This window comes from Nonomuraea sp. K271 (genome assembly GCF_009908215.1).
Classification (GTDB): domain Bacteria; phylum Actinomycetota; class Actinomycetes; order Streptosporangiales; family Streptosporangiaceae; genus Nonomuraea; species Nonomuraea longispora.
On record NZ_JAAAHR010000016.1, the window covers coordinates 1 to 26467 of the forward strand.

Genomic DNA, 26467 nt, shown 5'->3' on the forward strand with positions numbered 1-26467 from the left:
GTGGAGGCGGGTGGGGTGGCGGGTCGTTGTCGACGCGGATGTGAAGATCGCCAGGCTTGTACGTCACCTCGATGCCGACCCGTGCACCCGGCGCGTGCTGCAGCGCGTTGCTCAGCGCCTCCTGCACGATCCGGTACGCCGACAGCTCCACCCCCGGCGGGAGCGCCCTGCGTTCGCCGTCGACGCGCATGGTCACCGGCGTGCCCGCGGCCCGAAGCCGGCCGACCAGCTCGCCCAGCCGGTCCAGGGTCGGCTGCGGGCTCGCCTCGTCCGTGCCGTTCCTCAGCAGGTCGAGGATGCGGTGAAGCTCGGTGAGCGCCTCCACCGCGCTCGACCGGATCGTGGCGAAACTCCGCGCCAGCTCCGGCGGAGGATCGGACACCCGGTAGGGAGCCGCCTCGGCCTGCACCGCGACGACCGACATGTGGTGGGCCACCACGTCGTGCAGCTCCCGCGCGATCCTGGCGCGCTCCGCCAGCAGCGCGGACCTGGTCTGCTCCGCCAGCGCCTTCTGGTCCGCGAGGGCCACCCGGCGCAGCGCGTCACGATGCCCGCCGAGCGCGCCCACGGTGATCAGCACCATGCCGGACAACAACGACATGTCCATCAGGCTCACCAGCGCCTGCTCGCCCGGCAGCCCCGCCCCCAGAACGATCCCGGCCGCAAGCGTCCCGAGCCACATCTCGGCCAGCATCACGTGCGGTGCCCCGAATCCCACCAGACCCAGCACGGCCACGTGGGCCACCAGCACCGGCGCCGGCCACACCATCCCGTCCAGCTCGGCGTGGGACGTCACGGTCGCCGCCACGGCCGCGGTCAGCGACAGCCACCACGCCGCCCTGGGCCGGAAGCGGGCCACCACCAGCGCGATCGCCGTCGCCAGCCCCAGGGTGCCGGCCGTCACGTTGCGTACGCCGTAGTCGTCGAGCAGAGTGTGCCAGACGATCGCGGCCAGCACCACCCCCAGAGCGCCCACCAGCGACAGGGCCAGCGCCGAGCGGAGCGGCAGGGCGAGCCCCGCGCCTTCCGCGTCGAACGCCAGGACCCACCGCGCGCCATCTCTCACCCGGTCACTCACCCGATCTCCCTGCCTCGCGCACCGACCCCTCTCCGATCAGTCTGTGTCAAGCGCGTACGCCGTGCCGGATGGAAATCCACCGGTGGCGAGGAATCCATTTGTGAGTTCTGCTGACCGGTCGGATGACAATTCGGATGTAGAGTTTGTCAATGGACGTGGTGTGGGCAAGGATACTGAAGGGATCGATCCGACGAAGGGGCAGCTGTGAAACGACGCCCGGTCATGGTGAAGGTGGAAGAGACCCCGTTGCGGGTCGGTGCGGTGACGGCGTCCAACTCCGCGGGAAACTGACACGCGGCATTTCAACCGCGGAACGTCAAGGAGCGCCGGCTGCTCCACACGGCACCATTTCACCGCCGCATTTGCCAGACCGGAGCAGCCCCGCCTCCTTTGCGGTGTGACTGCTACGACGGCCGTTCCAGCCAGTGCCGCATCGGCGTGAGGCCGAGCGCGTCGAAAAAGGCCAGGGCCCCGTCGTTGAAGTTCCACACGTCAGTGACCAGGCTCGCGCACCCCGCCTCCTTTCCGGCCGTACGCACGGCCTCGACCAGGGCGGCGCCAATCCCTGTACGCACCACGTCGGGGTCCACGGCGAGATGCTCCAGTTCCTCGGCCGCGTGAGCACGTCGCCGGAACGCTCGTGGAGGGTCGCCGTGGCATAACCGGGCATGCCGGACATCAACGGTGGGCGTTGTCATGGGGGTGGATGCTGTCCCGCCCGGCGATCAGGTCCGTCCACGGATGGTCCTGAGCGGGAGTTTCCACCACGCGGCAAACGTCTTTCCCTTGATCCACCAGATGTTTAAATTTGAACATGTCAACGTGATGCCCGGTCTCGCACATGCGAGAACACCCGACGTACGAACATCAAGGAGGAAACCGTGCCCACGATGAAGCGTGCCGCCAGGCTGGCACTCGGCGCGACGGCCGGCGTGGCGCTGGCCCTGTCCGGCACCGTCCCCGCCTCGGCCGGCACGTGGGAGCTGAAGCACTCCCACCAGAAGATCTGCGTGCAGGCCGGTTACAACCACAGCACCTACCTCATCGCCGCGGTGGTCGGAAGCTGGTCGACGACCATCCAGATGGGAATGAAGAACCTGCCCCCGGGTGCGACCCACGAAAGCGCGCCGATCCCGCCCGGCTCCAACTACACCGACCCCGAGGACGGGGCCACGACGATCAACGGCTGGATCTTCCTGACCTTCCCCCCGTCGTCGGCCAAGGTGTACGAGTCGCGGTTAACGGCCTCGGACGGTACACGAACCGAGTCCATCCCCGTCACCATCAGCGTCAAGGAGTGGTGCTAGCCATGACCGGCGCCAGGTGATCCTGGCGGAGCAGGCGGGGAGTGTCCGGAACCGGTACGCGCCACGAACCGGGCACTCCCCACCTCCCGCGACAATAGAGGCATGGCAGACGACAGAACCCGGTGGGAACTGCGCGTGGAGATGTACGCCACCGAGGAGCAGGCTCGGGACATCAAGGAGCAGGTGCAGCGGCTGCTCTGCCCCGATCCCGACCACCGGCCGCCCTGCCCGATTCCCTGGTCCGCCCACATCTACGAGGCCGAAGGCGAAGACGCGGCCGGCCTGGAGCAGCAGTACCTGATCGAACACGGCGGTGACTCCCCCGACTGAGACGGGGCCGGCCGCCTGAAGGCCTCAGTCCCGACCGCCGCCGAAGCTGATCTCGTTGCCCTCCGCGTCGCGGTAGGTCACCTTGGTCACGCCACCGTCGTACGTCTCGCGCCCGGCGGCCTCGATGCCGCGCCGGGCGATCTCGGCGACCCGCTCGTCCAGGTCGTCGACGAACGACATCAGCAGGGCGTTCCCCGCCCGCTCCGGGTCCTGAATGATGTAGACGTAGCGGTTGTCGGCCAACTCCCACACCGCCTCGATGTCGTTCGGAAAGAACGCGGGAGGCCCGCCGAACAGCCGCTCGTACCACGGCAACGCCGACGCGTAGTCGGTGACGGGAATGCCGGCGAAGAGGTCTCGCGCCATGTCGTCCTCCACGTGCGTGGTCGATGGGTCACTCATACTGACTTCCGCAACGCCGGGAACTCATCGGCGCGCCATGGAATGACCCTGTCCCCAGGCAGGCCGCCCGTTCGTCACCTGGACATGAGCGACAACCTTTCCGGCCTTCCGCGCGGGCGGCACGGCCGCACCGACACGGCCTCCACACCGAGAGCCGGGGGTGAGACACCTCGATGAACGTGGTCCTGTGGATCGTGCAGGTGCTCCTGGCCGCCTTGTACGTCATGTCCGGCCTGGCGAAGCTCACCAGGCCGAAGGACAAGCTGGTCGGCAAGTATCCGTGGATGGAGACGTTCTCCCAGGGTGCGGTGCGGTTCATCGGCGTGATGGAGGTGCTCGGGGCGGCCGGGCTGATCCTCCCCGCCGCCACCGGGATCGTTCCCGCCTTGACGCCGATCGCCGCGGCCGGACTGGCGGTGATGATGATCGTGGCGGCCGCCGTGCATGTCCGCCGCAGGGAGCCGTCCGGGCTGGCGGTCACCGTCATTCTCCTCGCCCTCACCGCGCTCGTCGTCTGGGGCCGGTTCGGCCCCTACGCCGTATGACCCACCCGCCTCAGAAGGAGAGCACATGTCCGTCATCGCCACGGTGGAACGCAACAAGGAGACGCTCCGCCGCTTCCACGACGCCGTCAGCACCGGCGACGAAGAGATCATCTCCAGGACGATCGACGAGGTCGTCCAGCCGGATGTGCAGATTCGCACGCCGCTGCCGATCGAGACAAAGGGGACGTCGGCGATGAAAGAGGTGCTCGCGGTGCTGCGCCGGGCCTTCCCCGACCTCCACGTCGAGATCGAGGACGTGATCGCGGAAGGCGACAAGGTCGTCACCAGGAACACGGTGACCGGGACGCACCGGGGCGAGTACATGGGCGTGCCGCCGACCGGCAAGTTCATCACGTACAAGGAAATCCTCATCGCCCGTTTCACCGACGGGCGGGTCGCCGAGACCTGGGCGGTCGTCGACGTCATGTCACAGATGCGGCAGCTCGGCGTGCTCAAGGGACCGAACGCCTGACGAGGCGTTCACACCGATGCTCGCGCCCCTGCTCGGTCGGCGAGCCGTCGACCGAGCAGGAGCCGCGGGGCCGCGGCTCTCACCGCGCACAAGACGCTGAACACCAATCCTGCCTTGTCTGCTCCGCGTGACCTGGTGGCTGCCGCACTACACTCACGTCCGTGATCGAGCTGGATGACGGTGCGCGGCTGCGCACCTGGACCGCGGGCTCTCCGGGCCCGCGGAGACACCCGGTGGTCATGGTGCACGGCGGTCCAGGCGTCCCCGACAATCTCGCCCCGGTCGCGGGCATGATCGACGATCTGTGCCTGGTCCACCGCTACGACCAGCGCGGCACCGGCGGGTCGTCCTGGGAGGGGCAGCACACGATCGCTCGCCACGTCGACGACCTGGCGTCGCTGCTCGACGCGTGGGGACACGACCGGGTTGTGCTGGTGGGGCATTCGTTCGGAACCAACATGGCCGGCTACTTCCTGCTGGCCCATCCCGAGCGCGTGGCCGGGCTGATCCAGCTCGCCGGGCCCTTCCTGGATCCGTGGCGAAAGGCCTACCGAGCAGCACAGCGGGCACGACTCACTGACGAGCAGCAGACCAGGCTCGACGAACTCGATGCGATCGAAACGCGCACGGACACCGAGGAGGTCGAGTACCTCACGCTGTCGTGGCTCACCGACCACGCCGACCGAGCTCGGGCATGCGAGTGGGCGCTGGCATCAGCGCGTACGCTGCGGCCCATCAACTACGCGATGAACGCCCAGCTCAACGCGGCGGCCAAAGCCGACCCGCTCGAATCACACGTGGACGACCTTCACGAGCGCCTGCCGCCCGGCTCCATGATCATCGGCGGGGCCGGTGACAGCCGCCCCGCCGCTGCCCTGCGACGTCTCGGAACACGCCTCGGCTGCGAGGTCATCATCGTCCCGAACGCCGGGCACTTTCCCTGGCTGGAAGCACCGGACCAGTTCGGTGTGGCGTTCCGCGCCGCAGTGGAGAGGCAGACCCGAAGGGCCGGCTGAGGAGTCAACGGCGGCCTGAACGCCCTTGTGAGCCCAGCGTCCGAGGATCGGAAAAGGCCACTCCCGAACTCCGGAAATGGCCTGTGAACTGGGTGGGGCTACCAGGACTTGAACCTGGGACCTCTTCCTTATCAGGGAAGCGCTCTAACCGTCTGAGCTATAGCCCCGCACGCACACCGAACGTTATCGCATCCGGCGATCGGAGGCGAACCGGTTTGTTCGGCCGGGAAAAGCTTACCGTGTCCGGCCTGCTGCTCGCGCCGTGCCGAGCGAGGGCACGGCGCGAGCACACCGGCTACGGCCTATTCGGCCTCGCTGAAGGTCACCTCGACGCCCCCGACGAGGTCGGAGGCGACATTGTAGATGACCGCCCCCAGTGTGGCCAGAGCCGTGATGAGCACGACGTTGACCGCTCCGATCAGGGCGGTGTAGCCCAGGATGCGCACGGGCTCGAACCAGGACGCGATGTCGATCGGGATCGAGTTCTGGCCCTGCTCGCCCTGGCCGAGCTGGTTGACCAGGTCGACGATCGAGTCGAACACGCCCAGCGCCGACAGCACGCCGTAGAGCACGGCCACCGCCACGAACAGCACCACGAAGCAGACCAGGGACACCACGAAGCTGAACTTCATGGCCGACCATGGCTCGATGCGGCGCAGGACCAGGTGGGCCTTGCGGGGGAGCCGCGCCCCCGCGCCGCCCGACTTCTTCTTCGGCACCTCCGCCGCGGGCGGCGGAGGTGCCTCCGTGGCCAGCGACGGGCGGATGCGTACCGTGTCGTTGCCCTCCGGCTGCTGCGACGACTGCTTCTGCGGAGGCGTCGGCGGCGGCGCGGGCTTGGCGTCGTCCTTGGCCGGGAAGGGCCTGCCCTGTGTGGGCGAGGTGTCCCGGGTTTCGTCGAAGGTCTCTTTCTCTGTGGGTCTCTTCGGTTGTTGTCCGTTACCCGAAGCCGCCTTTGCCCTGGCGGTGCCACCTTGGGCGCTCATGACTACTCTCCTCCCCCGTCTTCCTCACTCTCCATCGAAGTCACCAAGGACTCCGCGTTCCGGGCGAGGGCCACCACGCTGTCGCCTTCAGCGAGATTCATCAATCGCACTCCCATGGTCTGACGGCCGGACTGTTTGATCTCTCCGGCACTCGTCCGGATCACCCCGCCGGCAGACGTGATCGCGAAGACCTCGTCCTCTGGATTGACCATGACGGCTCCGACCAGCTTGCCACGGGAGGATACGATTTTCGCAGTAAGCACGCCCCTACCGCCACGTCCTTGAACTGGATATTGCTCCACTGGCGTCCGTTTTGCGTACCCAGCCTTCGTGGCGATAAGCACATGCTGACCGTCGGCGATGCGATTCATGGCGAGAAGTTCGTCACCGTCGAGGAACCTCATCCCGATGACGCCGCTGGTCGCACGCCCCATGGGCCGCAGCGCGTCGTCGGAGGCGGTGAACCGGATCGACTGCGCTCCCTTGGAGACGAGCAGCAGATCGTCTTCCTCGGAGACCAGGCGGGCTCCGATGACCTCGTCGTCGTCGCGCAGGTTGATCGCGATCAGGCCGCCGGACCTGGGGGAGTCGTACTCGGCCAGGCGCGTCTTCTTGACGAGCCCGCTGCGGGTGGCGAGGACCAGGTAGGGGGCGACGTCGTAGTCACGAAGGGCGAGGACCTCCATGACGGTCTCGTCGGGCTGCATGGCCAGCAGGTTGGCCAGGTGCATGCCGCGGGCGTCGCGGCCGGCGTCGGGCAGTTCGTACGCCTTGACCCGGTAGACCCGGCCCTTGTTCGTGAAGAACAGCAGCCAGTGATGCGTCGTGGTGACGAAGAAGTGGTCGACGATGTCGTCCTGGCGCAGCTGCGCCCCGCGTACGCCCTTGCCGCCGCGCTTCTGGGCGCGGTAGAGGTCGGTGCGGGTGCGCTTGGCGTAGCCTCCCCGCGTGATCGTGACGACGATCTCCTCTTCGGCGATCAGATCCTCGATCGACATGTCGCCGTCGTAGGCGATGATCTCGGTCTTGCGCTCGTCGCCGTAACGGCCGACCAGCTCGGCCAGCTCGTCGTTGACGATCTCACGCTGGCGGGCCTCGCTGGCCAGGATCGAGTTGTACTCCGCGATCTGCGTCATCAGGGAGTCGTACTCGTCCTGGATGGCCTGCCGCTCCAGGGCGGCCAGCTTGCGCAGCTGCATGTCGAGGATGGCCTGCGCCTGGATCTCGTCGATCTCCAGGAGCCCCATGAGGCCCTGCTGGGCGGCCGAGGCGGACTCGGAGGCCCGGATGAGGGCGATGACCTCGTCGAGCCGGTTGAGGGCCTTCAGCAGCCCGCTCAGGATGTGGGCGCGCTCTTCGGCCTTGCGCAGGAGGTAGCGGGTCCTGCGGACGATGACCTCGATCTGGTGGGCCACGTAGTGCCGGATGAACTGGTCGAGCCGCAGGGTGCGTGGCACCCCGTCGACCAGCGCCAGCATGTTGGCGCCGAAGGTGTCCTGGAGCTGGGTGTGCTTGTAGAGGTTGTTGAGCACGACCTTGGCGACCGCGTCACGCTTGAGCACGATCACCAGGCGCTGCCCGACCCGCGAGGAGCTTTCGTCGCGTACGTCGGCGATGCCGGTCAGCTTGCCCTCACGCACCAGCTCCGCGATCTTCAGCGCGAGGTTGTCGGGGTTGACCTGGTACGGCAGCTCGGTGACGACGAGCGCCTGCCGGCCCTTGTCCTCCTCGACCTCGACCACGGCCCGCATGGTGATCGAGCCGCGCCCGGTGCGGTAGGCGTCTTCGATGCCGCGCCGGCCCACGATCAGCGCGCTGGTGGGGAAGTCGGGCCCCTTGACCAGTCTGATCGAGGCTTCGAGCAGCTCTTCGTCGGTCGCCTCCGGGTTCTCCAGCGCCCACCTGACCGCCGAGGCGACCTCGCGCAGGTTGTGCGGGGGGATGTTGGTGGCCATGCCGACGGCGATGCCGCCCGAGCCGTTGACCAGCAGCTGCGGGAAACGCGCCGGCAGGACGTCCGGCTCCTGCGACTTTCCGTCGTAGTTGGGCCGGAAGTCGACGGTCTCCTTGTCGATGTCGCGCAGCATCTCCATGGCGATGGGCGCGAGCTTGCACTCGGTGTACCGCATCGCCGCCGCGGGGTCGTTGCCCGGCGAACCGAAGTTGCCCTGGCCGTCGACCAGCGGATAACGCAGCGACCACGGCTGCGCCAGGCGCACCAGCGCGTCGTAGATCGAGGTGTCGCCATGGGGGTGGTAGGTGCCCATCACGTCACCGACGACGCGGGCACACTTGAAGTAGCCGCGGTCGGGGCGGTAGCCACCGTCGTACATCGCGTAGAGCACCCGGCGGTGCACCGGTTTGAGCCCGTCGCGCACGTCCGGCAGCGCCCTGGACACGATGACGGACATCGCGTAGTCCATGTAACTGCGCTGCATCTCGGACTGGATGTCCACAGGCTCGATGCGGTCAGCCGGGGGAGTGGTGTTCACGTCCGTCACAGGTTGTGGTCCTTCTTCATGGAACGATGAGCCAGGTCCTGCGGCTCACCGCAGGTAGCGGAATCTGCACCCACGGCCGGTCGCTCAGACGTCGAGGAAACGAACATCGCGAGCGTTGCGGATGATGAAGTCGCGCCTGGCCTCGACGTCCTCGCCCATGAGCACGCTGAACAGGTCGTCGGCCTGGGCCGCGTCGTCGAGCGTGACCAGGCGCAGGAGCCGGGTCTCCGGGTTCATCGTGGTCTCCCAGAGCTGGGCCGCGTTCATCTCGCCCAGGCCCTTGAAGCGTTGTACGTTGTCGCGCGACCGCGGGTCGGGCTTGCCGTTGGCGATGCCCTCGGCGATGACCGCGTCGCGTTCGGGGTCGGAGTAGGCGTAGGAGGCGTCCTCACCCTTGCGGTCCCACTTGATCTTGTAGAGCGGCGGGCACGACAGGTAGACGTGCCCCGCCTCGATCAGCGGCCTCATGAACCTGAACAGCAGCGTCAGCAGCAGCGTGTTGATGTGCTGGCCGTCGACGTCGGCGTCGGCCATCAGGATGACCTTGTGGTAGCGCAGTTTGGCGATGTCGAACTCGTCGTGGACGCCGGTGCCGAGCGCGGTGATCAGCGCCTGGACCTCGTTGTTCTTCAGGACCTTGTCGATCCGCGCCTTCTCGACGTTGAGAATCTTGCCGCGGATGGGCAGGATCGCCTGGAACCGCGAGTCGCGTCCGCCCTTGGCCGAGCCGCCGGCCGAGTCGCCCTCGACGATGAACAGCTCGCACCGCTCGGGGTCGTTCCACTGGCAGTCGGCCAGCTTGCCGGGCAGCCCGCTGCCCGACTCGAGCAGCGACTTGCGCCGGGTGAGGTCGCGGGCCTGGCGGGCCGCCAGGCGGGCGCGTGAGGCCTGAAGCGACTTGTTGACGATGTCCTTGGCCTCGCCGGGGTTGCGCTCCAGCCAGTCGCGCAGGTGGTCGTTGCACGCCTTCTGGACGAACGACTTGGCCTCGGTGTTGCCGAGCTTGGTCTTGGTCTGGCCCTCGAACTGCGGGTCGGAGAGCTTGACGGAGATGATCGCGGTCAGGCCCTCGCGGACGTCCTCGCCTGAGAGGTTGTCGTCCTTGCCCTCCTTGAGGAACTTCTGCTCGCGGGCGTAGCGGTTGACGATCGACGTCAGCGCCGCACGGAAGCCCTCCTCGTGGGTGCCGCCCTCGGCCGTATTGATCGTGTTGGCGAAGGTGTAGACCGACTCGGAGTAGGAGTTGTTCCACTGCATGGCGATCTCGACCGCTATGCCGTCGCCCTCTTCCTCGAAGGAGATGATCGACGCGTGCGCCGGCTCCTTCTTCACGTTGAGGTGCTTGACGAAGTCGGCCAGGCCGCCCTCGTAGAGGTAGGTGACCTTGCGCGGCTCGCCGTTGATGTATTCGGGGCGCTCGTCGGTCAGCGTGATCGTCAGGCCCTTGTTGAGGAAGGCCATCTCCTGGAAGCGCCGCGAGAGCGTCTCGTAGTTCCAGGTCGTGGTCTCGAAGACCTCGGGGTCGGGCCAGAACGTGATCGTGGTGCCGGTCTCGTCGGTCTCCTCGCCCTTGGCCAGCGGCGCGGTGGGCTTGGAGTGTTCGAAGCGCTGGCGCCAGTAGTGGCCGTTCTGCTTGACCTCGACGTCCATCGCGGTGGACAGCGCGTTGACGACGGCCGAGCCGACGCCGTGCAGGCCGCCGGAGACCGCGTAGGCCTGGCTGTCGAACTTGCCGCCCGCGTGCAGCGTGGTCAGCACGAGCTCGACCGCCGAGCGCTTCTCCACCGGGTGTATGCCGGTGGGGATGCCGCGGCCGTCGTCGATCACCCGCACGCCGTTGTCGGCGAGCAGCGTGATGTCGATCCTGGTGGCGAATCCGGCGAGAGCCTCGTCCACCGCGTTGTCCACGATCTCGTGAACCAGGTGGTGCAGACCTCGCTCCCCGGTGGAGCCGATATACATACCCGGGCGCTTGCGAACCGCCTCAAGCCCTTCGAGTACGGTGATTGAGCTAGCGTCGTAGGACAACTGCGAAATCCTCCTGCCGCGGACACGCGGCCAGGGACGCCATGATCGTCACAAAGCTGCCCCTGCCGTGCCCGTCACCGTCGTGAGTGCCCCGATGCGCGGTCACCCAGGGGAGTCGGCTTGCTGCCGGGGTGACACGCAAGCGGACGTGTCCGGAATCCTTTTTCATTCTACCGCCTCCGGAGCCTCAAGGTGGCAATGAACGCGCCTGTGATGCCCGCTAGCTCGTTTTGCCCCCCGGGCCGCATCCCCCCTCCGGAAAGGGGGGCTTATCGCGTCTGCGGCTTTCTGATCGCCCTTGGCCACGATCCACACCATGCGGGACACCACTCGACAGGGCTACCCATAGGTGTCGCCGGGGCCGCGGCTTCCGGTCACCCGCAACCCGCCTGACGGGCGCGGGGCGTTCTGCGGTCCTCTGACCTTGACCTTCGTCACCGTGCCGTCGCCCAGTTCCTCGTTGAGCCTGCGTACGAGGGTGCGAGCGAGCATCCGCACCTGCGTGGCCCAGGCCGTCGAGTCGGCCGCGATCAGCACCACGCCGTCGTCGAACGACTCGGGCCTGGTGTGGGCGGCCAGGTCGGGGCCCACCATGTCGGCCCAGCGCCCGAACACCCCGCCGACGGCCGCCGAGCGTTCCCAGCCGCGATCGGCGAGCAGGTCGGCGATGGCCCGTCCGAAAAGTTGTGGATCGCCGCCCTCCCTGCGCGGCCCCGCGGCCCTGCGCCTGGGCTCGCGCCGGGGGAGCTGGCCGCGTTTGGCCGCGTCTGCCTTGGCCTGGGCGAGCTTCTCCCTGGCCATCGCTGCGCCCTTGGCTGTGGGGTTGTCCTCAGCGGACACGGGTCACACTCCCCTCCGCGACGTCGTACCTGCCGCCTGACAGCTCCTTGGGGACGTCGTCGGGCACTGCCGCGGTGATGAGCACCTGCTCGGCCGGTGCGACCATCTCGGCGAGGCGGCGTCTGCGCTGGGTGTCGAGCTCGGCGAACACGTCGTCGAGGATCAGCACGGGATCCCCGCCGTCGGCGCGCAGCAGGTCGTAGGCGGCCAGCCGCAGCGCCAGCGCGAACGACCAGGACTCGCCGTGGCTGGCGTAGCCGCGGGCGGGCAGGTCGCCGAGACCGAGGATCAGGTCGTCGCGGTGCGGGCCGACGAGGGTGACGCCCCGCTCCAGCTCGGACTGGCGCACCTCCAGGAGGCGCGCGCGGAGACGCTCCTCAAGGGTTTTCCCCAAGTCTGTGGATAACGTCTGTGTATCGGAAGATCCCCGCTCACCGGCGTGTTCGGGCAGTTCGTCACCCTCACCGTTGTCCCCACCTGTGGACAACGTACTGCGATAGGCCATCGTCGCCGGAGCGCTCGCGGGGGCGAGCGCGGCGTAGGCCCCCGCGACCAGCGGGCGCAGCGCCTCGATGAGCTCGAGCCTCGCCTGCAACAGCTCGGCGCCGTGCCTGGCGAGATGGGCGTCCCACACCTCCAGAGTGCTCAGTACGTCGCCCGCGCCCGCCGCGGCGAACCCGGTGTCGCGCTCCGCCCTCCTCGCGCTCCTGGCGCCTCTGCGGGCCTGCGCGGCAGTGCGGAGCAGGGCGCCGCGCTGCTTGAGCACCCGGTCGTAGTCGGCGCGCACTCCAGCGAACCTGGGGGCCCTGGCCACCAGAAGGTCGTCGAGGAACCGGCGGCGCTCCGACGGGTCTCCCTTGGACAGCGTCAGGTCCTCGGGGGCGAACAACACCGTGCGCAGCAGACCCACGACGTCGCGCGCCCTCGGCACGGGCGAGCGGTTGAGCCTGGCGCGGTTGGCCCGGCCCGGGTTGATCTCCAGCTCGATGAGCGCCCGGCGGTCGTCGCGCTGCACGGCGCAGCGTACGACCGCGCGCGTGGCGCCCTGCCGGACGAGGGGCGCGTCGCTCGCCACCCGGTGGCTGGAGTGCGTCGCGACGTAGCCGAGGGCCTCGACCAGGTTGGTCTTGCCCTGGCCGTTGGGCCCCACGAACGCCGTGACGCCCGGCTCCAGGCCGAGCTCCACGGACGCGTAGGACCGGAAGTCGGTCAGCGAGAGGTGGGCGACATGCACCCCACGAAGGTTAGTCGGCCTCGCCCGTCACTGGGGTCACCGGCTCGCGATGGACGGCTGCTAGCGCTCGCCCGGGCCGGGCGGCGTGACGTCGGCGCCCGGCGAGTCGGCGCCCTTCGCGGTGCTGCCTTCCGCCGCGGTGGTCGCGTGGCCGCCGAACTGGTTGCGCAGCGCCGCGACGACCTTCATCGCGGGGGAGTCGTCCTGGCGCGAGGCGAACCTCGCGTAGAGCGCGGCGGTGATGACCGGCAGCGGAACGGCGTGGTCGACGGCCGCCTGCACCGTCCACCGGCCCTCCCCGGAGTCCTGTGCGTAGCCGCGCAGTTGGTCGAGGTGCTCGTCGTCGTCGAGCGCGCGCACCAGCAGGTCGAGCAGCCAGGAACGGATCACGGTGCCGGTGCGCCAGCTGCTGAAGGAACCCTTGACGTCCTTGACCACGTCGGATGCCTCGAGAAGCTCCCAGCCCTCCGCGAAGGCCTGCATCATGCCGTATTCGATGCCGTTGTGGACCATCTTCACGAAGTGCCCGGCGCCGACGTCCCCGGCGTGCACGAAGCCGTCCTCGCCCTCGGGCTTGAGCGTCTCGAAGATCGGCATCAGCCGCTCGACGTGGGAGGAGTCGCCGCCGCACATGAGCGCGTAGCCGTTGTCCAGGCCCCAGACGCCGCCGCTCACGCCGCAGTCGACGAATCCGATGCCCTTCTCCGCCAGCTCGCCGGCGTGCTTCTGGTCGTCGCCGTAGTGGGAGTTTCCGCCGTCGACGACGATGTCGCCCTCGTCGAGCAGCTCGCCGAGATCGTCGACGGTGGTCTGGGTGGGCTTGCCCGCGGGCACCATCACCCAGACCGCGCGTGGGGCTCGCAGGCGCTCGACCAGCTCTTTCAGGCTGGCCACGTCGCTGATGGCCGGGTCGCGGTCGTAGCCGACGACCTCATGACCGCCGCGGCGCAGCCGCTCGGCCATGTTGCCGCCCATCTTGCCCAGTCCGACCATGCCGATCTGCATGTTGTCTCCCCCTCGTCAGGCTTCCATCATCCCCCGAAGGCCGGGTCAGCCGGACAGGCGGATGGGCATGATCAGGTAGCGGTAGTCCGCCGCGGCCGCGTCGTCCACAGGCTTGCCACCGGTGAGGATAGCGGGCTTCGTCGACGTGGTCATCTGCAGCCTGGCCACGTCGGAGTCGATCGCGCCCAGCCCTTCCAGCAGGAACTGGTGGTTGAAGGCGATGTTCATCTCCTCGCCCTCGTAGTCGACGGGCAGCGCCTCGACGGCCTGCGCCTCGTCGCCGCTGCCGGCTTCCAGCACGACCTCGCCGCTCTTGAAGGCCAGCCGTACGGGGGTGTTGCGCTCGGCGACCAGGGCCACCCGCTTGACCGCCTCGACGAACGGGCCTGTGGACAGGTCGGCGCGGGCGGAGAACTCGGTCGGCAGGAGCGAACGGTATTTGGGGAACTCGGGGTCGAGCAGCCGGGTCGTGGTGCGCCGCCCGGCGCTGGAGAAACCGATCATGCCTTCGCCGGTGCCGCCGGCGGAGCTGAGCGCGATCTCCACCTCGGCGCCGGTCGCGCCGAGCGCTTTCGCGGTGTCGGCGAGCGTCTTGCCGGGGATCATCGCGATCGCGGAGAAGTCGGGCTGCCCCGGCTGCCACTTGAGCTCGCGCACGGCCAGCCGGTAGCGGTCGGTCGCGGCGAGCGTCACCGTGTCGCCCTCGATCTCCATGCGTACGCCCGTGAGCATCGGCAGGGTGTCGTCCCGGCCCGCGGCGACGGCGACCTGACCGACGGCCGAGGCGAACACGTCGCTGCCGACGCGGCCCGCTGCCGGCGGCATCGCGGGGAGCGACGGGTAGTCCTCCACAGGCATGGTCAGCAGGGTGAACCGCGCGCTGCCGCACGTGACGACCGCCTTGGCGCCGTCGACCACGAAATCCACAGGCTGTGCGGGAAGGGACCGGGTGATCTCGGCGAGGAGCTTGCCCGAGACGAGCACGACGCCCGGTTCGCCGGTGTGGACCTCGAGCGTCACCTCGGCGGAGACCTCGTAGTCGAATCCGGAGAGCTTGAGCTGCTGCTCGTCCGTGACCTCCAAGCGCATGCCGGCGAGCACGGGCACCGACGGTCGCGCCGGGAGACTGCGTGCCGTCCATGCCACCGCCTCAGCGAGGACGTCTCGCTCGATTCGGAACATCACGGTGATCAGCCTCCTGGGTTCGTCGTTGCTTCAAGGATCTCAAGGATCCACCCTCCCGGACTCGCGCTCCGGGAGAACCCCTCTATGGGTCTTTGAGTTTCTTAGTAAGAGAGATAAGAGGTCATCACACTAGGGGCTGTGGGTACTGTGGACAACCGGCGTCTTGGCTGGTCAGAGGCCATATTTTCATCCACCGATGCTGTGGGTGACGCCTGGGGAGAACTTCCGCGCCTGGGGACAGAGATTTTTCGCCCACAGGCCGTCCCCAGATCTTGGTGCCTTCATCCACGGCCGGGCCGGGGTTATCCACGAGGTTTCCACAGGTTATCCACGGGGTACGAGAGGCCCTTCTGGAGCCCCAGATCCGTTGTTCACAGTCTGTCCACACACTGTCCACTGGTAGTCCCCAGGTTCTCCCCAGGATGTCCCCACCGTTGTCCCCAACCATTGTGGACGGATTTTTCCCAGCATTGTCGGGCGAACGGCGAGTGAATTTTTGCGTTTCCGCTGGTCCACAGCGTTTTCCACAGGCTGTGTATGAAACTCAAGATCCACGGGGCGTCTGTTTGATCCGCATTGTGAGCTCGTTGACCTGGTTGTACATCGACCTTCGCTCCGCGATGAGCGACCGGATCTTGCGCTCGGCGTGCATCACGGTCGTGTGGTCCCGGCCGCCGAACTGCTGGCCGATCTTCGGCAGCGACAGCTCGGTGAGCTCGCGGGCGAGGTACATCGCGATCTGCCTGGCGTTGACGAGCGCCCGGCTGCGGGAGGTACCGCACAGGTCGTCGATGCTGATGCCGAAGTACTGGGCGGTTTCGCTCATGATCGCCGCGATGGTGATCTCGGTGTCGGACTCCGAGGTGATGAGGTCCTTCAGCACCACCTCGGCCAGCTGCAGGTCGACGCCCTGCCGGTTGAGGCTGGCGAACGCGGTCACCCTGATCAGGGCGCCTTCGAGCTCGCGGATGTTGGTGGAGATGCGGCTCGCGATGTATTCGAGCACCTCGGGCGGCGCGGCCAGCCCTTCCTGGATGGCCTTCTTCCTGAGGATGGCGATCCGGGTCTCCAGCTCGGGCGGCTGCACGTCGGTGATCAGACCCCACTCGAACCGGTTGCGCAGCCGGTCCTCCAGCGTGATCAGCTGCTTCGGCGCCCGGTCGCTGGAGATGACGATCTGCTTGTTGGCGTTGTGGAGCGTGTTGAAGGTGTGGAAGAACTCCTCCTGCGTCTGCTCCTTGCCTTCCAGGAACTGGATGTCGTCCACAAGCAGGATGTCGATCGCGCGGTAGCGGCCGCGGAACCCGTCGGCCTTGTGGTCGCGGATGCTGTTGATGAAGTCGTTGGTGAACTCCTCGGAGCTCACGTACCTGACCCGCGCGCCGTCGTACAAGCTCTGGGCGTAGTGCCCGATCGCGTGCAGCAGGTGCGTCTTCCCCAGCCCCGAATCGCCGTAGATGAAGAGGGGGTTGTACGCCTTCGCGGGGGATTCGGCCACCGCCACGGCCGCCGCGTGGGCGAACCGGTTGCTGGCGCCGATGACAAATGTCTCGAATGTGTATTTCTGGTTGAGCCGTGCTGGTTCGCTGGGCTTGCTGCTCTTCGCTTCCCAGCGGTTCTGCGCCGGCTCGGGGCTCTTCTCCACAGGCGGTGTGTACGGCTGCGCCTGTTCAAAAGAGAAGCTCTGCTGTGGATATTCGGTGGATATCTGGGGCTGCTCGGGCTGTGGAGAATAGAACTGTGGAGGCTCGGAAGCCTGGTTGTGCTGCGGTGGCGCAGGCTGTGCATAACGCGGCTGACTCTCCACATCCTGGGGATAACTGTGAGTCACAGGTTGTTGATGAAGGTCCCCGGCCGGCTGCTCGGGCGCCGTCGTGTCGATCATCACCGCCAGCCGCATCGTCCGGCCGAGCTCCTGCGACAGCGCGTGCGTGACGAGCGAGCGCAGCTTGCCCTCGATGAGGTCCTTGAGGAAGTCGTTGGGGACGCCGAGCACGATCGTGTCGTTGGCCAGGGCGATCGGCCGCACCATCGACAGCCACGTGCGCTGCTGCACCGGCACGTTCTCGTTGAGGAAGTTGCCCAGTGCCCTCTGCCATACCGTGCCGAGGTCGACAGCGTTCATGATGCGGCTCCCCCTCCTTCCTCTCGCGGCCCCCCGCGATCGTTATCCACATCTCGCGGCCGCCCCGGCTCTCGGCGGCCCCTTCGTCCACAGCGTGGCTGCCGGGCTTCCCGCCCGGGCGCTCCACAGGCTCTCCACAGGAGATCCACAGGTTGTGCACAGCCTTGGGGCTGGCCCAGAAGGGCTGACAGTATCTATGTGCACAGCCGTGTTCAAGACGTTGTCCACAGCGTAGTGGCACCTGGGTGCACATACTGTGGACGCCGGCGGGCCCGTGGAAAAGTCGCCTGTGGATTAGTGGATAACCGGTCTGGTTTGACCTGAGCCGCGCTTCACCCGTAACGTACGACGGTCGGCTTGTCACGCGACGGCTATTTCGCGTGCCCTCGCTTCCCTGACAGGCCATCCTGTGTGTTAAGCGCCGCTGTGGCGCATCATCAAGCCTGGAGCCCACCCGTGAGCAAGCGTACTTTCCAGCCGAACAACCGTCGCCGCGCGAAGACCCACGGCTTCCGGCTGCGGATGCGCACCCGGGCCGGTCGCGCCATCCTCGCTTCTCGCCGCCGCAAGGGCCGCGAGAAGCTGTCGGCCTGATCGACCCGCGCCTGATTGTCGGCCCGCCGGTGTTTCTCGCCGGCGGGCGTTAGGCGTATACGGTGCTGTCCCGCCAATCCCGCATGCGACGCGGGGACGAGTTCGAGACGGCGGTGCGGCGCGGCAAGCGCGCCGGCCGACCGACTCTAGTGGTGCATTTCGCCATATCTGGGGATAACGAACCCCTAGTGGGTTTCGTCGTGAGCAAGGCCGTCGGCGGCGCCGTGACGCGCAACAAGGTCAAGCGACGGCTCCGACACCTGATGCGGGACCGTCTTGACCGGCTGCCGCGAGGTAGCCTTCTGGTGGTACGCGCCAATCCACCGGCCGCGTCCGCGCGATTCGAGCACCTGGCCGCCGAGCTCGATTCCGCGCTGGAACGTTTGCTCAGGCGGCACGAGTCCTCGACGGGTGGACAGCAGAGATGACAGAGCAGCCGCAAGTGGTGGCGCCGAGCCACGCCGCTCGGGCGCTCATCCTCCCCATCCGGTTCTACCGGGCCTTCATCGGCCCGATGCTCGGTCCACGCTGCCGGTTCTACCCGTCGTGCAGTGCATATGGACTCGAGGCGATTGCCGTGCACGGAGCATTGCGCGGCACATGGCTGACTGTCCGGCGCATCGGGCGGTGCCACCCATTCCATCCCGGAGGTATTGACCCGGTGCCCCCACGCCCGGTCCGGTCTCACGAAACGCAAGGGAGATAGCTCGGTGGAGCTGTCCTGGCTGAGCTGGCTGTACCAAGCCGTAGCCCAAGTCATCATCTGGATCCATACTGCGTACAGCACGGTCCTCAACCCGGACAGCGGGCTGACCTGGGCGCTGACGATCATCACGCTGACCGCCTTCATGCGGATCCTGATCTTCCCGCTCTTCCTGAAGCAGATGCGATCGTCGCGGAAGATGCAGGAACTCGCCCCCAAGGTGCAGGAGCTGCGCAAGCGCTACAAGAACGACAAGCAGCGGATGAACCAGGAGGTCATGGCGCTCTACCAGGGTGCCGGGGCCAACCCGCTCGGCGGCTGCCTTCCCGTTCTCGCGCAGTTCCCCATCTTCATCTCCATGTTCACCGTGTTGCAGAAGATGGCCAACGGCGAGCCCAGCTACGGCATGACGCAGGACCTGGTCGACAGCGCCAGAAGCGCGCACATCTTCGGCGCGCCGCTGCCCGCCCACTTCTGGATGTCGGCGGAGCAGCTCACGACGTTCCAGGCCGGCGCGGTGCAGACCAAGATCGTGCTTGGCATCTTCGTGGCGATCAGCTCGTTGACCACGTTCCTCACCGTGCGGCAGAGCGTCACCCGGTCCATGGCCCAGATGCCGGACAACCCCATGGCGCAGCAGCAGAAGATCCTGATGTACATCTCGCCGCTGTTCGCCATCTTCAGCCTCAACTTCCCCCTCGGCCTGATCCTCTACTGGGTCACGACCAACGTGTGGACGCTCGGCCAGCAGCACTGGTTCTACAGCCGCTACCCGATGCCTCAGTACGACGCCAAGGGCAACGTGATCCCCACCCCGCCCAAGCAGGGCCTGATCGCGAAGATCCGCAAGACACCCCCCGAGGAGCAGGCGCCGCCGCCCCCGCCGGAGCCTAAGATCATCAGGCAACAGCCGAGCCGGCAGCCCCGCAGCAAGCGCACCGGCAGCAAGAAGTCGTGAACACGAAGGAGAGGCCGGCCATGACCGAGGCCGAGCAGGAGCAGGCTCCTGATTTCACCGCGCTGGAGCAGGAAGGCGAGATCGCTGCCGACTACGTCGAAGGCCTTCTCGACATCGCCGACATCGACGGCGACATCGACATGGACGTCGAGGGCGACCGTGCCCTGGTCTCCGTGGTCGGGCTCAAGGGCACGGAGCTGGTGGGGCCCGGGGGAGAGGTCCTGGAAGCGCTGCAGGAGCTGACCCGCCTGGCCGTGCACCGGCAGACCGGCGAACGTTCCCGGCTGATGCTCGACGTGGCCGGCTACCGCGAGCGGCGCAGGGCAGAGCTGACCAAGCTCGGCACCGAGGTCGCCAACCAGGTCAAGGAGCGCGGGGAGCCCAAGTCCCTGCACCCGATGACTCCCTTCGAACGCAAGATCGTCCACGACGCCGTCGCGTCCGCCGGGCTCCGCAGCGAGTCCGAGGGCGAGGAGCCTCAGCGGTACGTCGTGGTCCTGCCCGCCTGACCCCTCCCAACGGCCGTCTGCCTCCGCCACCTTCGCGGGAACAGGCGGCCGTTCGCATGTCCGTCGTCCCGACGGGCACTCCGGGCACGGGATGTACGGGCGCTACCGTGACCCGGGAGTCGTGTGCAGGACCGTGCACAATCGTTGAGCACGATCGGTGCACACGCCGCACCTGGCCTCAGGCACGCTCGGGCACACGTCCTGGTCGCGCGTGGCGCGTGCGACTTGCCCGTGCTCGGGCGCGAGGCTCACCCGGTCGGATCAGGCCGTACGACTGGCACGTGCTTGGTCATGCGGCTTGTGCATGTCCGGGGGTACGAGTGGCGTGCGGTCCGCCGAACGGGCTTGCGGGTGTTTCGGGCACAGGGCCGGGCGGGGGCACGCGGTCCGGCGTCGGCGTTGGGACAGCCCGCTAGTCTTCCCATGTGATCGCGCATCTAGCCTTGGGTGGGGGACGGCTTCTGACGTCCTCGCGGTCCCCGAGGGCGATCGGCGTCCGGGCTTCGACCAAGCACCAAGAAAGGGCCACCGACCAGTGAGCGATGAGCTTTCGGAGCCGCCGGAGACAGCGCGTGACGTCTTCACCGGGGAGGCTTGGGGACGTGCGAACGCGTACGCCGAGCTGCTGGCGGGTCCTGGAGTCGTCCGCGGGCTGCTGGGGCCCCGGGAGGTGCCGCGGATCTGGGATCGCCACCTGCTCAACTGCGCGGTCGTGGCGGAGGCCATCCCTGCCGATGTGCGTCTGGTGGACATCGGGTCAGGCGCCGGGCTGCCCGGCCTCGTGCTGGCCATTGTCCGCCCTGACATCACGGTCACGCTGCTGGAGCCGCTGCTTCGGCGTACCGTGTTCCTGCAGGAGTGCGTCGACACGCTCAAGCTGGGCAACGTCGAGGTGCTGCGCGGGCGGGCGGAGGAGCTGGCGGGCAAGCGTGAGTACGACGTCGCCAGTGCTCGCGCGGTGGCCCCGCTCGAACGCCTGCTCACATGGGCCATGCCGCTGTTGTGCGAAGGTGGCGAGCTGATCGCCATGAAGGGGGAGCGGGCCGCGGGCGAACTGGCCGAGGCGGAGGCCGAATTGCGAGCCACCGGGGCCCGAACGGCTGAGCTCGTGACCGTCGGGCGCGGTAAGGTCGAGCCGCCTGCAACATTGGTTCGGGTGGTAGCGGGTCGCGCGCCGGAGCAACCCAGGCGGCGACGAAGGAGGTGACGGTTGTGCCAGTCGCGTCAAGCGGTCTTGGCTGGCCGGACAGCCGTCCGTCCGAGAGTCCATCCGGAGTTGGCTGGCCTGAAATGGGCGTGTCGCGACAGTCAATTCCCGGCAGCGGCACACCACTCGTTGAAAGGATGGCCATCGTGACCCAGACCCCCCTGAACCCCGGTGAATCGCCGTTGGTACGAGAGGCGCTCAGCTCAGTGGTTTCACGTGAAACATCCGCAACGCAGACGGCTGCCCAGTCCGGCGAGAGCCCTGCTAATGGCGACGGCTCCTGGCCGCGTCCGGCCAAGACGAGAGTGATCGCGGTGGCCAACCAGAAGGGTGGCGTCGGCAAGACCACCACTTCGGTCAACATCGCCGCCGCCCTGTCGATGCACGGCCAGCGTGTCCTCGTGGTCGACCTCGACCCGCAGGGCAACGCCTCCACGGCGCTCGCCACGGAGCACCGCGGCGACGTACCGGATGTCTACCAAGTGCTTGTGGACGATCTGCCCATGGCCGACATCGTCAAGCAAGTGCCCGACATGCCCAACCTGTATTGCGCGCCCGCCACCATTGACCTGGCGGGTGCGGAGATCGAGCTGGTCTCCCTCGTGGCGAGGGAAGCCCGCCTCCGCCGGGCGCTGACGGCGTACGACTCGATCGACCTCGACTACATCGTCATCGACTGTCCTCCGTCCCTGGGGCTCCTGACCGTGAACGCGTTGGTGGCCGCGGACGAGGTCATGATCCCCATCCAGTGCGAGTACTACGCGCTGGAGGGCCTTGGTCAGCTCCTCAGGAACGTCGACCTGATCAAGGCGCACCTCAACCCGACGCTCGACCTGTCGACGATCGTCCTGACGATGTACGACGGCCGCACCCGGCTGGCCTCGCAGGTGGCGGACGAGGTGCGAGCCCATTTCGGGGACACGGTGCTCAACACGGTCATCCCGCGCAGCGTCCGCCTGTCGGAGGCGCCCAGCTACGGCCAGTCGGTCATGACGTACGACCCGGGGTCCAGCGGTGCGATGGCCTACATGGACGCCGCCCGGGAGATAGCCCACCGCGCCACGGTCGCCTGAACCCGCCATTCACGGGGACGCGGGATGCCGCCTCCCGGTCGTCGGACGCTTCCCAACGCCGACCGAGCGTCCATACCCACGCGACGTACGAGACTGCGATGCGTCCGCTGGGCGAGGATAGGGAATCGTAGGGGTGGTCATGGGCTGGGCAGATTTGTGATCGTCTCGGGGTAAATCAAACGGGGCGGTGTGTGGCGAGCGGGCACTCCGTCCGGCGCGCAACGGTAACCTCTCCAGGAGTGACCGGATTCGACCGGCTGGATGAGGAGACGCAGTGAGTCAGCAGCGGCGGGGATTGGGCAAGGGGCTCGGGGCGCTCATCCCGACCGGTCCCATCGTTGACGGCATGGGGGCGGTTCCGTCCTCGGCCAACGGGTCAACGGCGGAGACGGGCCCGCAGCCGGTCGCGGGGGCGTACTTCAAGGAGGTCGCCCTCGAAGCGATCGTCCCCAACCCACGCCAGCCGCGTGAGGTGTTCGACGGCGAACGTCTTGAGGAGCTTGCGAAGTCCATCCGCGAGGTGGGGCTTCTGCAGCCGATCGTGGTGCGTTCGGTCGGCGGTGGGCAGTACGAGCTGATCATGGGGGAGCGGCGCTGGCGGGCCTGCAAGCAGGTCGGCCTTGACCCGGTCCCCGCGATCGTCCGCAACACGCAGGACACCGACCTCCTGCGGGACGCGCTCATCGAGAACCTTCAGCGTGAGCAGCTGAACCCGTTGGAAGAAGCCGCGGCATACCAGCAACTTCTTGATGACTTCCAGGCGACGCACGACCAGTTGGCGCAGAAGGTGGGCCGGTCCCGTTCCCACATCACCAACACCCTCCGCCTGCTCAACCTGCCACCCGAGATCCAGCCCAAGGTGGCCGCCGGTGTCATCAGCGCCGGCCACGCGCGGGCTCTGCTCGGGTTGAGCTCCGTGGAGGAGCAGATCCAGCTCGCTCAGCGGATCGTGGCGGAGCTTCTCTCTGTACGCGCGGTCGAAGAGATCGTGGCGATGGGAAGTGCCCAGGCGGCCCAGAAGGCTCCCCGTGAACGTACGCCCTCCAAGCCCACCGCACCCGGGCTCACTCATCTCGCCGACCGCCTCTCCGACCACTTCGAGACGAAGGTCAAGGTCGACCTCGGACGCCGCAAGGGCCGCATCGTCGTCGAGTTCGCCACGATCGACGACCTTGAGCGCATCATCGACACGATGGCCCCTGAGGCCGTCCGGGCGATGAGGGAAGCTCAGGAATGAGCGGGTGTTTCACGTGAAACCACGCCAGCTCTGATGCGCTGTTTCACGTGAAACACTGGCCTCCGTTCGCGGCTCGGCTGGCGGCGGGATTGCGCCGCGCCGCCGCCGCCCTGCCGCGGGCGGGCGGCGGCGAGGGCGGGGCAAGCCGGTCGACCGTCGTACCAGTTCTTCGTGGCGTGTTGCTCGACTGCGCCGTGACCGGCCGATGCCTTGTGAGTCTTGTGAGTAGGAGCCTCGCCGTTGCGGGGCTTGTGTTTCGCGTGAAACATGAGCGGCGCGCGGACGGGGCTGAGCGTGTTTCACGTGAAACACGTGGGTGGTCACATGGCGGCCTTGCGGATGTCGTCCAGGAAGTCGTCGACGTGTTCGGCCGCCGTGTCGAAGGCGGTCATCCAGCGGACGACGCCGGACGCCTCGTCCCAGAAGTGGAACAGGTACCGCTGCTGAAGCGTCTCGGCCACTGCCGGCGGGAGCGAGGCGAAGACGGCGTTGGACTGGACGGGGAACGCCAACGACACCCCCGCGATGCCCTCCAAGCCGGTCGCCAGTCGCATGGCCATCCGGTTGGCGTGGTCCGCGTTCCGACGCCACAAGTCGCCGGTCAGGAGCGCCGAGAGTTGGGCTGAGATGAATCGCATCTTCGAGGCGAGCTGAAGCGACTGGCGACGCAGGAATGGCACTGCCCGGGTCAGCTCCGGGTCGAGCACCACCACGGCTTCGGCGGCCAGGGCACCGTTCTTGGTGCCGCCGAAGCTGAAGACGTCCACCCCCAAGTCGGTGGTGATGGCCTTCAGATCGCAGCCGAGGAAGGCGGCGGCGTTGGCGAGCCGGGCGCCGTCCACGTGGAGGCGTAGGCCCGCCTCGTGCGCCGCCTCCGCCAGCGCGGCGATCTCCTCAGGGGAGTAGGTGGTGCCGAGTTCCGTGCACTGGGAGATGGAGACGACGGCGGGCTGGGACTCGTGGTGGTTGCCGACGCCGCCCAGGCGCGCCTGGATGTCGCCGGGCTGGAGCTTGCCCTGCGCGGTGGGGATCGTCATCAACTTCACACCGAGCAACCGCTCAGCCGCGCCCGCTTCATGGGTGGCGATGTGGGCGCCGTCGGCGCAGAGAATGGCGTCGTAGCGGCCGAGCATCAGAGCGAGGCCGACCATGTTGGCGCCCGCTCCGTTGAGCACTGCGAAGCCCTCCGCGTCCGGCCCGAACACCTCCTTGATGCTTCCTTCGAAGGCCGCGGTCCAACGGTCGCCGCCGTAGGCGGGCGCGTCTCCGTCGTTCGCGGCGGCCATCGCCGCCAGGATGTCGGGGTGCACGCCCGCGTGGTTGTCGCTGGCGAAGCTCTTGGGGTACGTGGAATCGATCAGCACACCGCAAGGCTACTTTCCGCGGGCAGACACGGCCCCGCCTACGGGTGGAAGGCAACCGTCTGGAGAGAGGGCTCGGAGTCGGTGGCTGGTGATGCATTCGGCGTATGTGGCGGAGGCGCGGCCGCCGCTGCTGCCGTCGTCGTGGGTCGGCGGGGTTCGGGAATGGGCGAGGCGTTCGTGGTCAGGCGGCGTGGAGAAGATCTCGCTGTGGGCTGGCGGGCACAGCAGGGAGACGTCGCCTTGTGGGTCTGTGGGGACTCGGCAGGGGATGCCGCGTTGCGGGCCGGCGGACGGTCGCGTCGTGGGTGTGTCGGAGCGTGGCAGACTCATGCCGCGTTGTTGGTCAGGTGCGCGTGGTAGGCAGACGCCCCGTTTCGGGTCAGCGGTGTGCCGTGTGGGTTCGCGGCGGGCGGTTGTTGGATGTGCGGATGCGGGGTGGCGGTGCACGGTGGGGAGCTGTGGCGGGTTGGCGTTGCGCGGAGTGCAGGTACGGGTTCGCGGTGCGCAGGAGGTGATGTCGGGTGAGGCGGGTCGGCGGTATGCGCGGTAGGGCAGACGTGTCCTATGGGGGTGGCTTGCCCGAGACGGCCGCTGGGGGACGACATAGGAGGCGCCCTCGACGTGGGTCAGTGGCGCGCGGTGGTGTCGGGCGGAAAGGCCGCCGTTGTAGTCCTGCGTGACCGTCAGCAGGGGATGACGGCTCAGCGTCGGCGGGCGAGTGGTACGGCGGGGCCGGTGTCCGGGGTGGAGGTCAGGGCCGGGAGCGGATGGCGGCGTTCTGGAGAAGTGCGCGGCAGAGGTCGCCCAGGTCCTGGCCGGCTGCTTCTGCGGCCATGGGCAGCAGGGAGGTCTCCGTCATCCCCGGCGCCACGTTGACCTCGAGGAAATGGGGCACGCCCGCCGCGTCGACGATCAGGTCCGTACGGGAGATGTCGCGCAGGCCGAGCGCCGTGTGGGCGGTCACCGCCGTGTCCGCGCACGCCGCGGCGGCCTTGGGGGAGAGACGGGCGGGGGCGAAGAACTCGGTGTGGCCGGCCGTGTAACGGGCCGCGTAGTCGTAGACCCCTTCGTCGGGGACGATCTCCACGGCGGGCAGGGCCTCCGGGCCGTTGCCGAGGTCGACGACGGAGACGGCCACCTCGACGCCTTCGACGTACTGCTCGATCAGGGCCGTGTCGCCGTAGGCGAAGCAGCCGACCATGGCGGCGGGGAGGTCTTCGGCGGTGCGGACGATGGAGGCGCCGAGCGCCGAGCCACCACGGGCGGGCTTGACGAAGAGGGGCAGGCCGAGCCGTTCGACGATGCGGCCCAGCACGACGGTGGCGCCGAGGTCGTGGAAGGTCTCCTTCGGCAGTGTGACGGACTCGGGGGTGTGCAGCCCGACGGAGCGTACGACGGCCTTGGCGGTGGGTTTGTCGAAGGCGACCCGGCAGGCGTCGGGGTCGGCGCCCACGTAGGGGACGTTGAGCAGTTCGAGGACGGAGCGGATCGCGCCGTCCTCGCCCGCGCCGCCGTGCAGGGTGACGAACACGGCCTCCGGCGGGTCGGCGAGGATGGAGGGCACGAGGGACGCGTCGGTGTCGCGGGCTTCGACGTCGACGCCCGCCGCGCGCAGCACCTCGCTGACTCGGCGACCGGACCGCAGAGAGACCTCTCGCTCGTAGGAGAGGCCTCCGGCCAGCACGAGCACGTGGCCCAGATCGCTCATCACATCTCCTCCGCTGATCGCACGCTGTCCAACCGTACCGGCGTCGGGGGTGGATGGTGT

At 67.9% G+C, this 26467-nt stretch carries 26 protein-coding genes and 1 tRNA gene; 13 read left to right on the forward strand and 14 right to left on the reverse strand.

Translation table 11 applies throughout. The annotated features are described in order from the left end of the window. Positions 1–1078 (reverse strand): sensor histidine kinase (locus tag GUY59_RS50595; RefSeq protein WP_330849147.1); only part of this gene is annotated, 1078 nt, incomplete at its 3' end. Positions 1079–1482: 404 nt separating this feature from the next. Further along, the gene (locus GUY59_RS07890; RefSeq protein ID WP_138199421.1) at positions 1483–1776 is read right to left on the reverse strand and encodes a GNAT family N-acetyltransferase; all 294 of its coding nucleotides are present in this window, start codon (positions 1774–1776) and stop codon (positions 1483–1485) included. A 192-nt stretch (positions 1777–1968) separates the two neighbouring features. Between GUY59_RS07890 and GUY59_RS07895 the strand changes: the two genes are divergently transcribed. Together GUY59_RS07895 and GUY59_RS07900 are read left to right on the forward strand one after the other, a co-directional pair. Next, entirely contained in the window at positions 1969–2385 is a 417-nt protein-coding gene (locus GUY59_RS07895) for a DUF5980 family protein (RefSeq protein ID WP_236666950.1), read from the forward strand. A 102-nt stretch (positions 2386–2487) separates the two neighbouring features. After that, positions 2488–2715, forward strand: coding sequence for a hypothetical protein (locus GUY59_RS07900; protein ID WP_138199419.1), 228 nt, complete (start codon positions 2488–2490; stop codon positions 2713–2715). Positions 2716–2739: 24 nt separating this feature from the next. Here GUY59_RS07900 and GUY59_RS07905 read toward each other — a convergent pair whose 3' ends face one another. Beyond that, entirely contained in the window at positions 2740–3117 is a 378-nt protein-coding gene (locus tag GUY59_RS07905; protein WP_236666944.1) for a VOC family protein, read from the reverse strand. A 173-nt stretch (positions 3118–3290) separates the two neighbouring features. Between GUY59_RS07905 and GUY59_RS07910 the strand changes: the two genes are divergently transcribed. The 3 genes from GUY59_RS07910 to GUY59_RS07920 all read left to right on the forward strand — a co-directional run bounded on the left by GUY59_RS07910 (position 3291) and on the right by GUY59_RS07920 (position 5150). Continuing rightward, positions 3291–3662 carry a DoxX family protein gene (locus GUY59_RS07910; RefSeq protein WP_138199418.1) on the forward strand — a complete coding sequence of 124 codons (372 nt, stop codon included), beginning with the start codon at positions 3291–3293 and terminating at the stop codon, positions 3660–3662. Between the two features lie 25 nt (positions 3663–3687). Continuing rightward, positions 3688–4134 carry an ester cyclase gene (locus GUY59_RS07915; protein ID WP_138199417.1) on the forward strand — a complete coding sequence of 149 codons (447 nt, stop codon included), beginning with the start codon at positions 3688–3690 and terminating at the stop codon, positions 4132–4134. A gap of 161 nt (positions 4135–4295) precedes the next feature. Next, the gene (locus GUY59_RS07920) at positions 4296–5150 is read left to right on the forward strand and encodes an alpha/beta fold hydrolase (RefSeq protein WP_201760611.1); all 855 of its coding nucleotides are present in this window, start codon (positions 4296–4298) and stop codon (positions 5148–5150) included. Positions 5151–5243: 93 nt separating this feature from the next. Here the strand turns inward: GUY59_RS07920 and GUY59_RS07925 are convergent. From GUY59_RS07925 to dnaA, 9 genes are all read right to left on the reverse strand, one after another. Next, positions 5244–5317, reverse strand: a tRNA-Ile gene (locus GUY59_RS07925). 135 nt (positions 5318–5452) lie between these two features. Continuing rightward, the gene (locus GUY59_RS07930; RefSeq protein WP_138199416.1) at positions 5453–6136 is read right to left on the reverse strand and encodes a DUF3566 domain-containing protein; all 684 of its coding nucleotides are present in this window, start codon (positions 6134–6136) and stop codon (positions 5453–5455) included. A gap of 2 nt (positions 6137–6138) precedes the next feature. Continuing rightward, the gene (gyrA, locus tag GUY59_RS07935) at positions 6139–8637 is read right to left on the reverse strand and encodes a DNA gyrase subunit A (protein ID WP_132329484.1); all 2499 of its coding nucleotides are present in this window, start codon (positions 8635–8637) and stop codon (positions 6139–6141) included. An 84-nt stretch (positions 8638–8721) separates the two neighbouring features. Further along, positions 8722–10665: a DNA topoisomerase (ATP-hydrolyzing) subunit B gene (gene gyrB / locus GUY59_RS07940; RefSeq protein WP_132329486.1), complete on the reverse strand. Its 1944-nt coding sequence runs from the start codon at positions 10663–10665 to the stop codon at positions 8722–8724. A 339-nt stretch (positions 10666–11004) separates the two neighbouring features. After that, complete coding sequence (locus tag GUY59_RS07945) at positions 11005–11505, reverse strand: DUF721 domain-containing protein (protein ID WP_246063387.1); 501 nt, start codon at positions 11503–11505, stop codon at positions 11005–11007. Further along, a complete protein-coding gene (gene recF, locus GUY59_RS07950) occupies positions 11495–12739 on the reverse strand; it encodes a DNA replication/repair protein RecF (protein WP_138199415.1) in 1245 nt (414 codons plus the stop codon). The genes GUY59_RS07945 and recF overlap by 11 nt, the downstream gene beginning before the upstream one ends. Before the next feature lie 60 nt (positions 12740–12799). Continuing rightward, complete coding sequence (gene gnd / locus GUY59_RS07955; protein WP_138199414.1) at positions 12800–13744, reverse strand: phosphogluconate dehydrogenase (NAD(+)-dependent, decarboxylating); 945 nt, start codon at positions 13742–13744, stop codon at positions 12800–12802. Positions 13745–13789: 45 nt separating this feature from the next. Further along, positions 13790–14929: a DNA polymerase III subunit beta gene (gene dnaN, locus GUY59_RS07960; RefSeq protein ID WP_132329495.1), complete on the reverse strand. Its 1140-nt coding sequence runs from the start codon at positions 14927–14929 to the stop codon at positions 13790–13792. 544 nt (positions 14930–15473) lie between these two features. Then, complete coding sequence (gene dnaA / locus GUY59_RS07965; RefSeq protein ID WP_138199413.1) at positions 15474–17054, reverse strand: chromosomal replication initiator protein DnaA; 1581 nt, start codon at positions 17052–17054, stop codon at positions 15474–15476. Positions 17055–17510: 456 nt separating this feature from the next. Between dnaA and rpmH the strand changes: the two genes are divergently transcribed. The 8 genes from rpmH to GUY59_RS08005 all read left to right on the forward strand — a co-directional run bounded on the left by rpmH (position 17511) and on the right by GUY59_RS08005 (position 23335). Next, positions 17511–17648: a 50S ribosomal protein L34 gene (rpmH, locus tag GUY59_RS07970; protein ID WP_020547366.1), complete on the forward strand. Its 138-nt coding sequence runs from the start codon at positions 17511–17513 to the stop codon at positions 17646–17648. Between the two features lie 83 nt (positions 17649–17731). After that, complete coding sequence (gene rnpA, locus GUY59_RS07975; protein ID WP_201760613.1) at positions 17732–18076, forward strand: ribonuclease P protein component; 345 nt, start codon at positions 17732–17734, stop codon at positions 18074–18076. Beyond that, entirely contained in the window at positions 18073–18354 is a 282-nt protein-coding gene (gene yidD, locus GUY59_RS07980; RefSeq protein ID WP_132329503.1) for a membrane protein insertion efficiency factor YidD, read from the forward strand. The genes rnpA and yidD overlap by 4 nt, the downstream gene beginning before the upstream one ends. Before the next feature lie 4 nt (positions 18355–18358). Continuing rightward, positions 18359–19309, forward strand: coding sequence for a membrane protein insertase YidC (gene yidC / locus GUY59_RS07985; RefSeq protein WP_132329506.1), 951 nt, complete (start codon positions 18359–18361; stop codon positions 19307–19309). 20 nt (positions 19310–19329) lie between these two features. Beyond that, complete coding sequence (locus tag GUY59_RS07990; protein WP_138199412.1) at positions 19330–19818, forward strand: Jag family protein; 489 nt, start codon at positions 19330–19332, stop codon at positions 19816–19818. A 535-nt stretch (positions 19819–20353) separates the two neighbouring features. Next, on the forward strand, positions 20354–21025 hold the full coding sequence (gene rsmG, locus GUY59_RS07995; RefSeq protein ID WP_138199411.1) for a 16S rRNA (guanine(527)-N(7))-methyltransferase RsmG: 672 nt from the start codon (positions 20354–20356) through the stop codon (positions 21023–21025). Positions 21026–21162: 137 nt separating this feature from the next. After that, on the forward strand, positions 21163–22098 hold the full coding sequence (locus tag GUY59_RS08000; RefSeq protein ID WP_201760614.1) for a ParA family protein: 936 nt from the start codon (positions 21163–21165) through the stop codon (positions 22096–22098). A 274-nt stretch (positions 22099–22372) separates the two neighbouring features. Next, positions 22373–23335, forward strand: a complete 963-nt coding sequence (locus GUY59_RS08005; RefSeq protein ID WP_138199409.1) for a ParB/RepB/Spo0J family partition protein — start codon at positions 22373–22375, stop codon at positions 23333–23335. Positions 23336–23655: 320 nt separating this feature from the next. On the opposite strand, the gene GUY59_RS08010 is transcribed toward GUY59_RS08005, so the two are convergent. Further along, positions 23656–24699, reverse strand: coding sequence for a threonine aldolase family protein (locus GUY59_RS08010; RefSeq protein ID WP_138199408.1), 1044 nt, complete (start codon positions 24697–24699; stop codon positions 23656–23658). Between the two features lie 751 nt (positions 24700–25450). Then, positions 25451–26407, reverse strand: coding sequence for a D-alanine--D-alanine ligase family protein (locus tag GUY59_RS08015; protein WP_138199407.1), 957 nt, complete (start codon positions 26405–26407; stop codon positions 25451–25453). Between the last annotated feature and the right edge of the window lie 60 nt (positions 26408–26467).

Excerpts from the sequence above, each read along its gene's own strand:
- GUY59_RS07890 (WP_138199421.1), bottom strand. The coding sequence starts at position 1,776 with ATGACAACGCCCACCGTTGATGTCCGGCATGCCCGGTTATGCCACGGC.
- GUY59_RS07895 (WP_236666950.1), top strand. The coding sequence starts at position 1,969 with ATGAAGCGTGCCGCCAGGCTGGCACTCGGCGCGACGGCCGGCGTGGCG.
- GUY59_RS07900 (WP_138199419.1), top strand. The coding sequence starts at position 2,488 with ATGGCAGACGACAGAACCCGGTGGGAACTGCGCGTGGAGATGTACGCC.
- GUY59_RS07905 (WP_236666944.1), bottom strand. The coding sequence starts at position 3,117 with ATGAGTGACCCATCGACCACGCACGTGGAGGACGACATGGCGCGAGAC.
- GUY59_RS07910 (WP_138199418.1), top strand. The coding sequence starts at position 3,291 with ATGAACGTGGTCCTGTGGATCGTGCAGGTGCTCCTGGCCGCCTTGTAC.
- GUY59_RS07915 (WP_138199417.1), top strand. The coding sequence starts at position 3,688 with ATGTCCGTCATCGCCACGGTGGAACGCAACAAGGAGACGCTCCGCCGC.
- GUY59_RS07930 (WP_138199416.1), bottom strand. The coding sequence starts at position 6,136 with ATGAGCGCCCAAGGTGGCACCGCCAGGGCAAAGGCGGCTTCGGGTAAC.
- gnd (WP_138199414.1), bottom strand. The coding sequence starts at position 13,744 with ATGCAGATCGGCATGGTCGGACTGGGCAAGATGGGCGGCAACATGGCC.
- dnaA (WP_138199413.1), bottom strand. The coding sequence starts at position 17,054 with ATGAACGCTGTCGACCTCGGCACGGTATGGCAGAGGGCACTGGGCAAC.
- rnpA (WP_201760613.1), top strand. The coding sequence starts at position 17,732 with ATGCGACGCGGGGACGAGTTCGAGACGGCGGTGCGGCGCGGCAAGCGC.
- yidD (WP_132329503.1), top strand. The coding sequence starts at position 18,073 with ATGACAGAGCAGCCGCAAGTGGTGGCGCCGAGCCACGCCGCTCGGGCG.
- GUY59_RS07990 (WP_138199412.1), top strand. The coding sequence starts at position 19,330 with ATGACCGAGGCCGAGCAGGAGCAGGCTCCTGATTTCACCGCGCTGGAG.
- GUY59_RS08000 (WP_201760614.1), top strand. The coding sequence starts at position 21,163 with ATGGCCATCGTGACCCAGACCCCCCTGAACCCCGGTGAATCGCCGTTG.
- GUY59_RS08015 (WP_138199407.1), bottom strand. The coding sequence starts at position 26,407 with ATGAGCGATCTGGGCCACGTGCTCGTGCTGGCCGGAGGCCTCTCCTAC.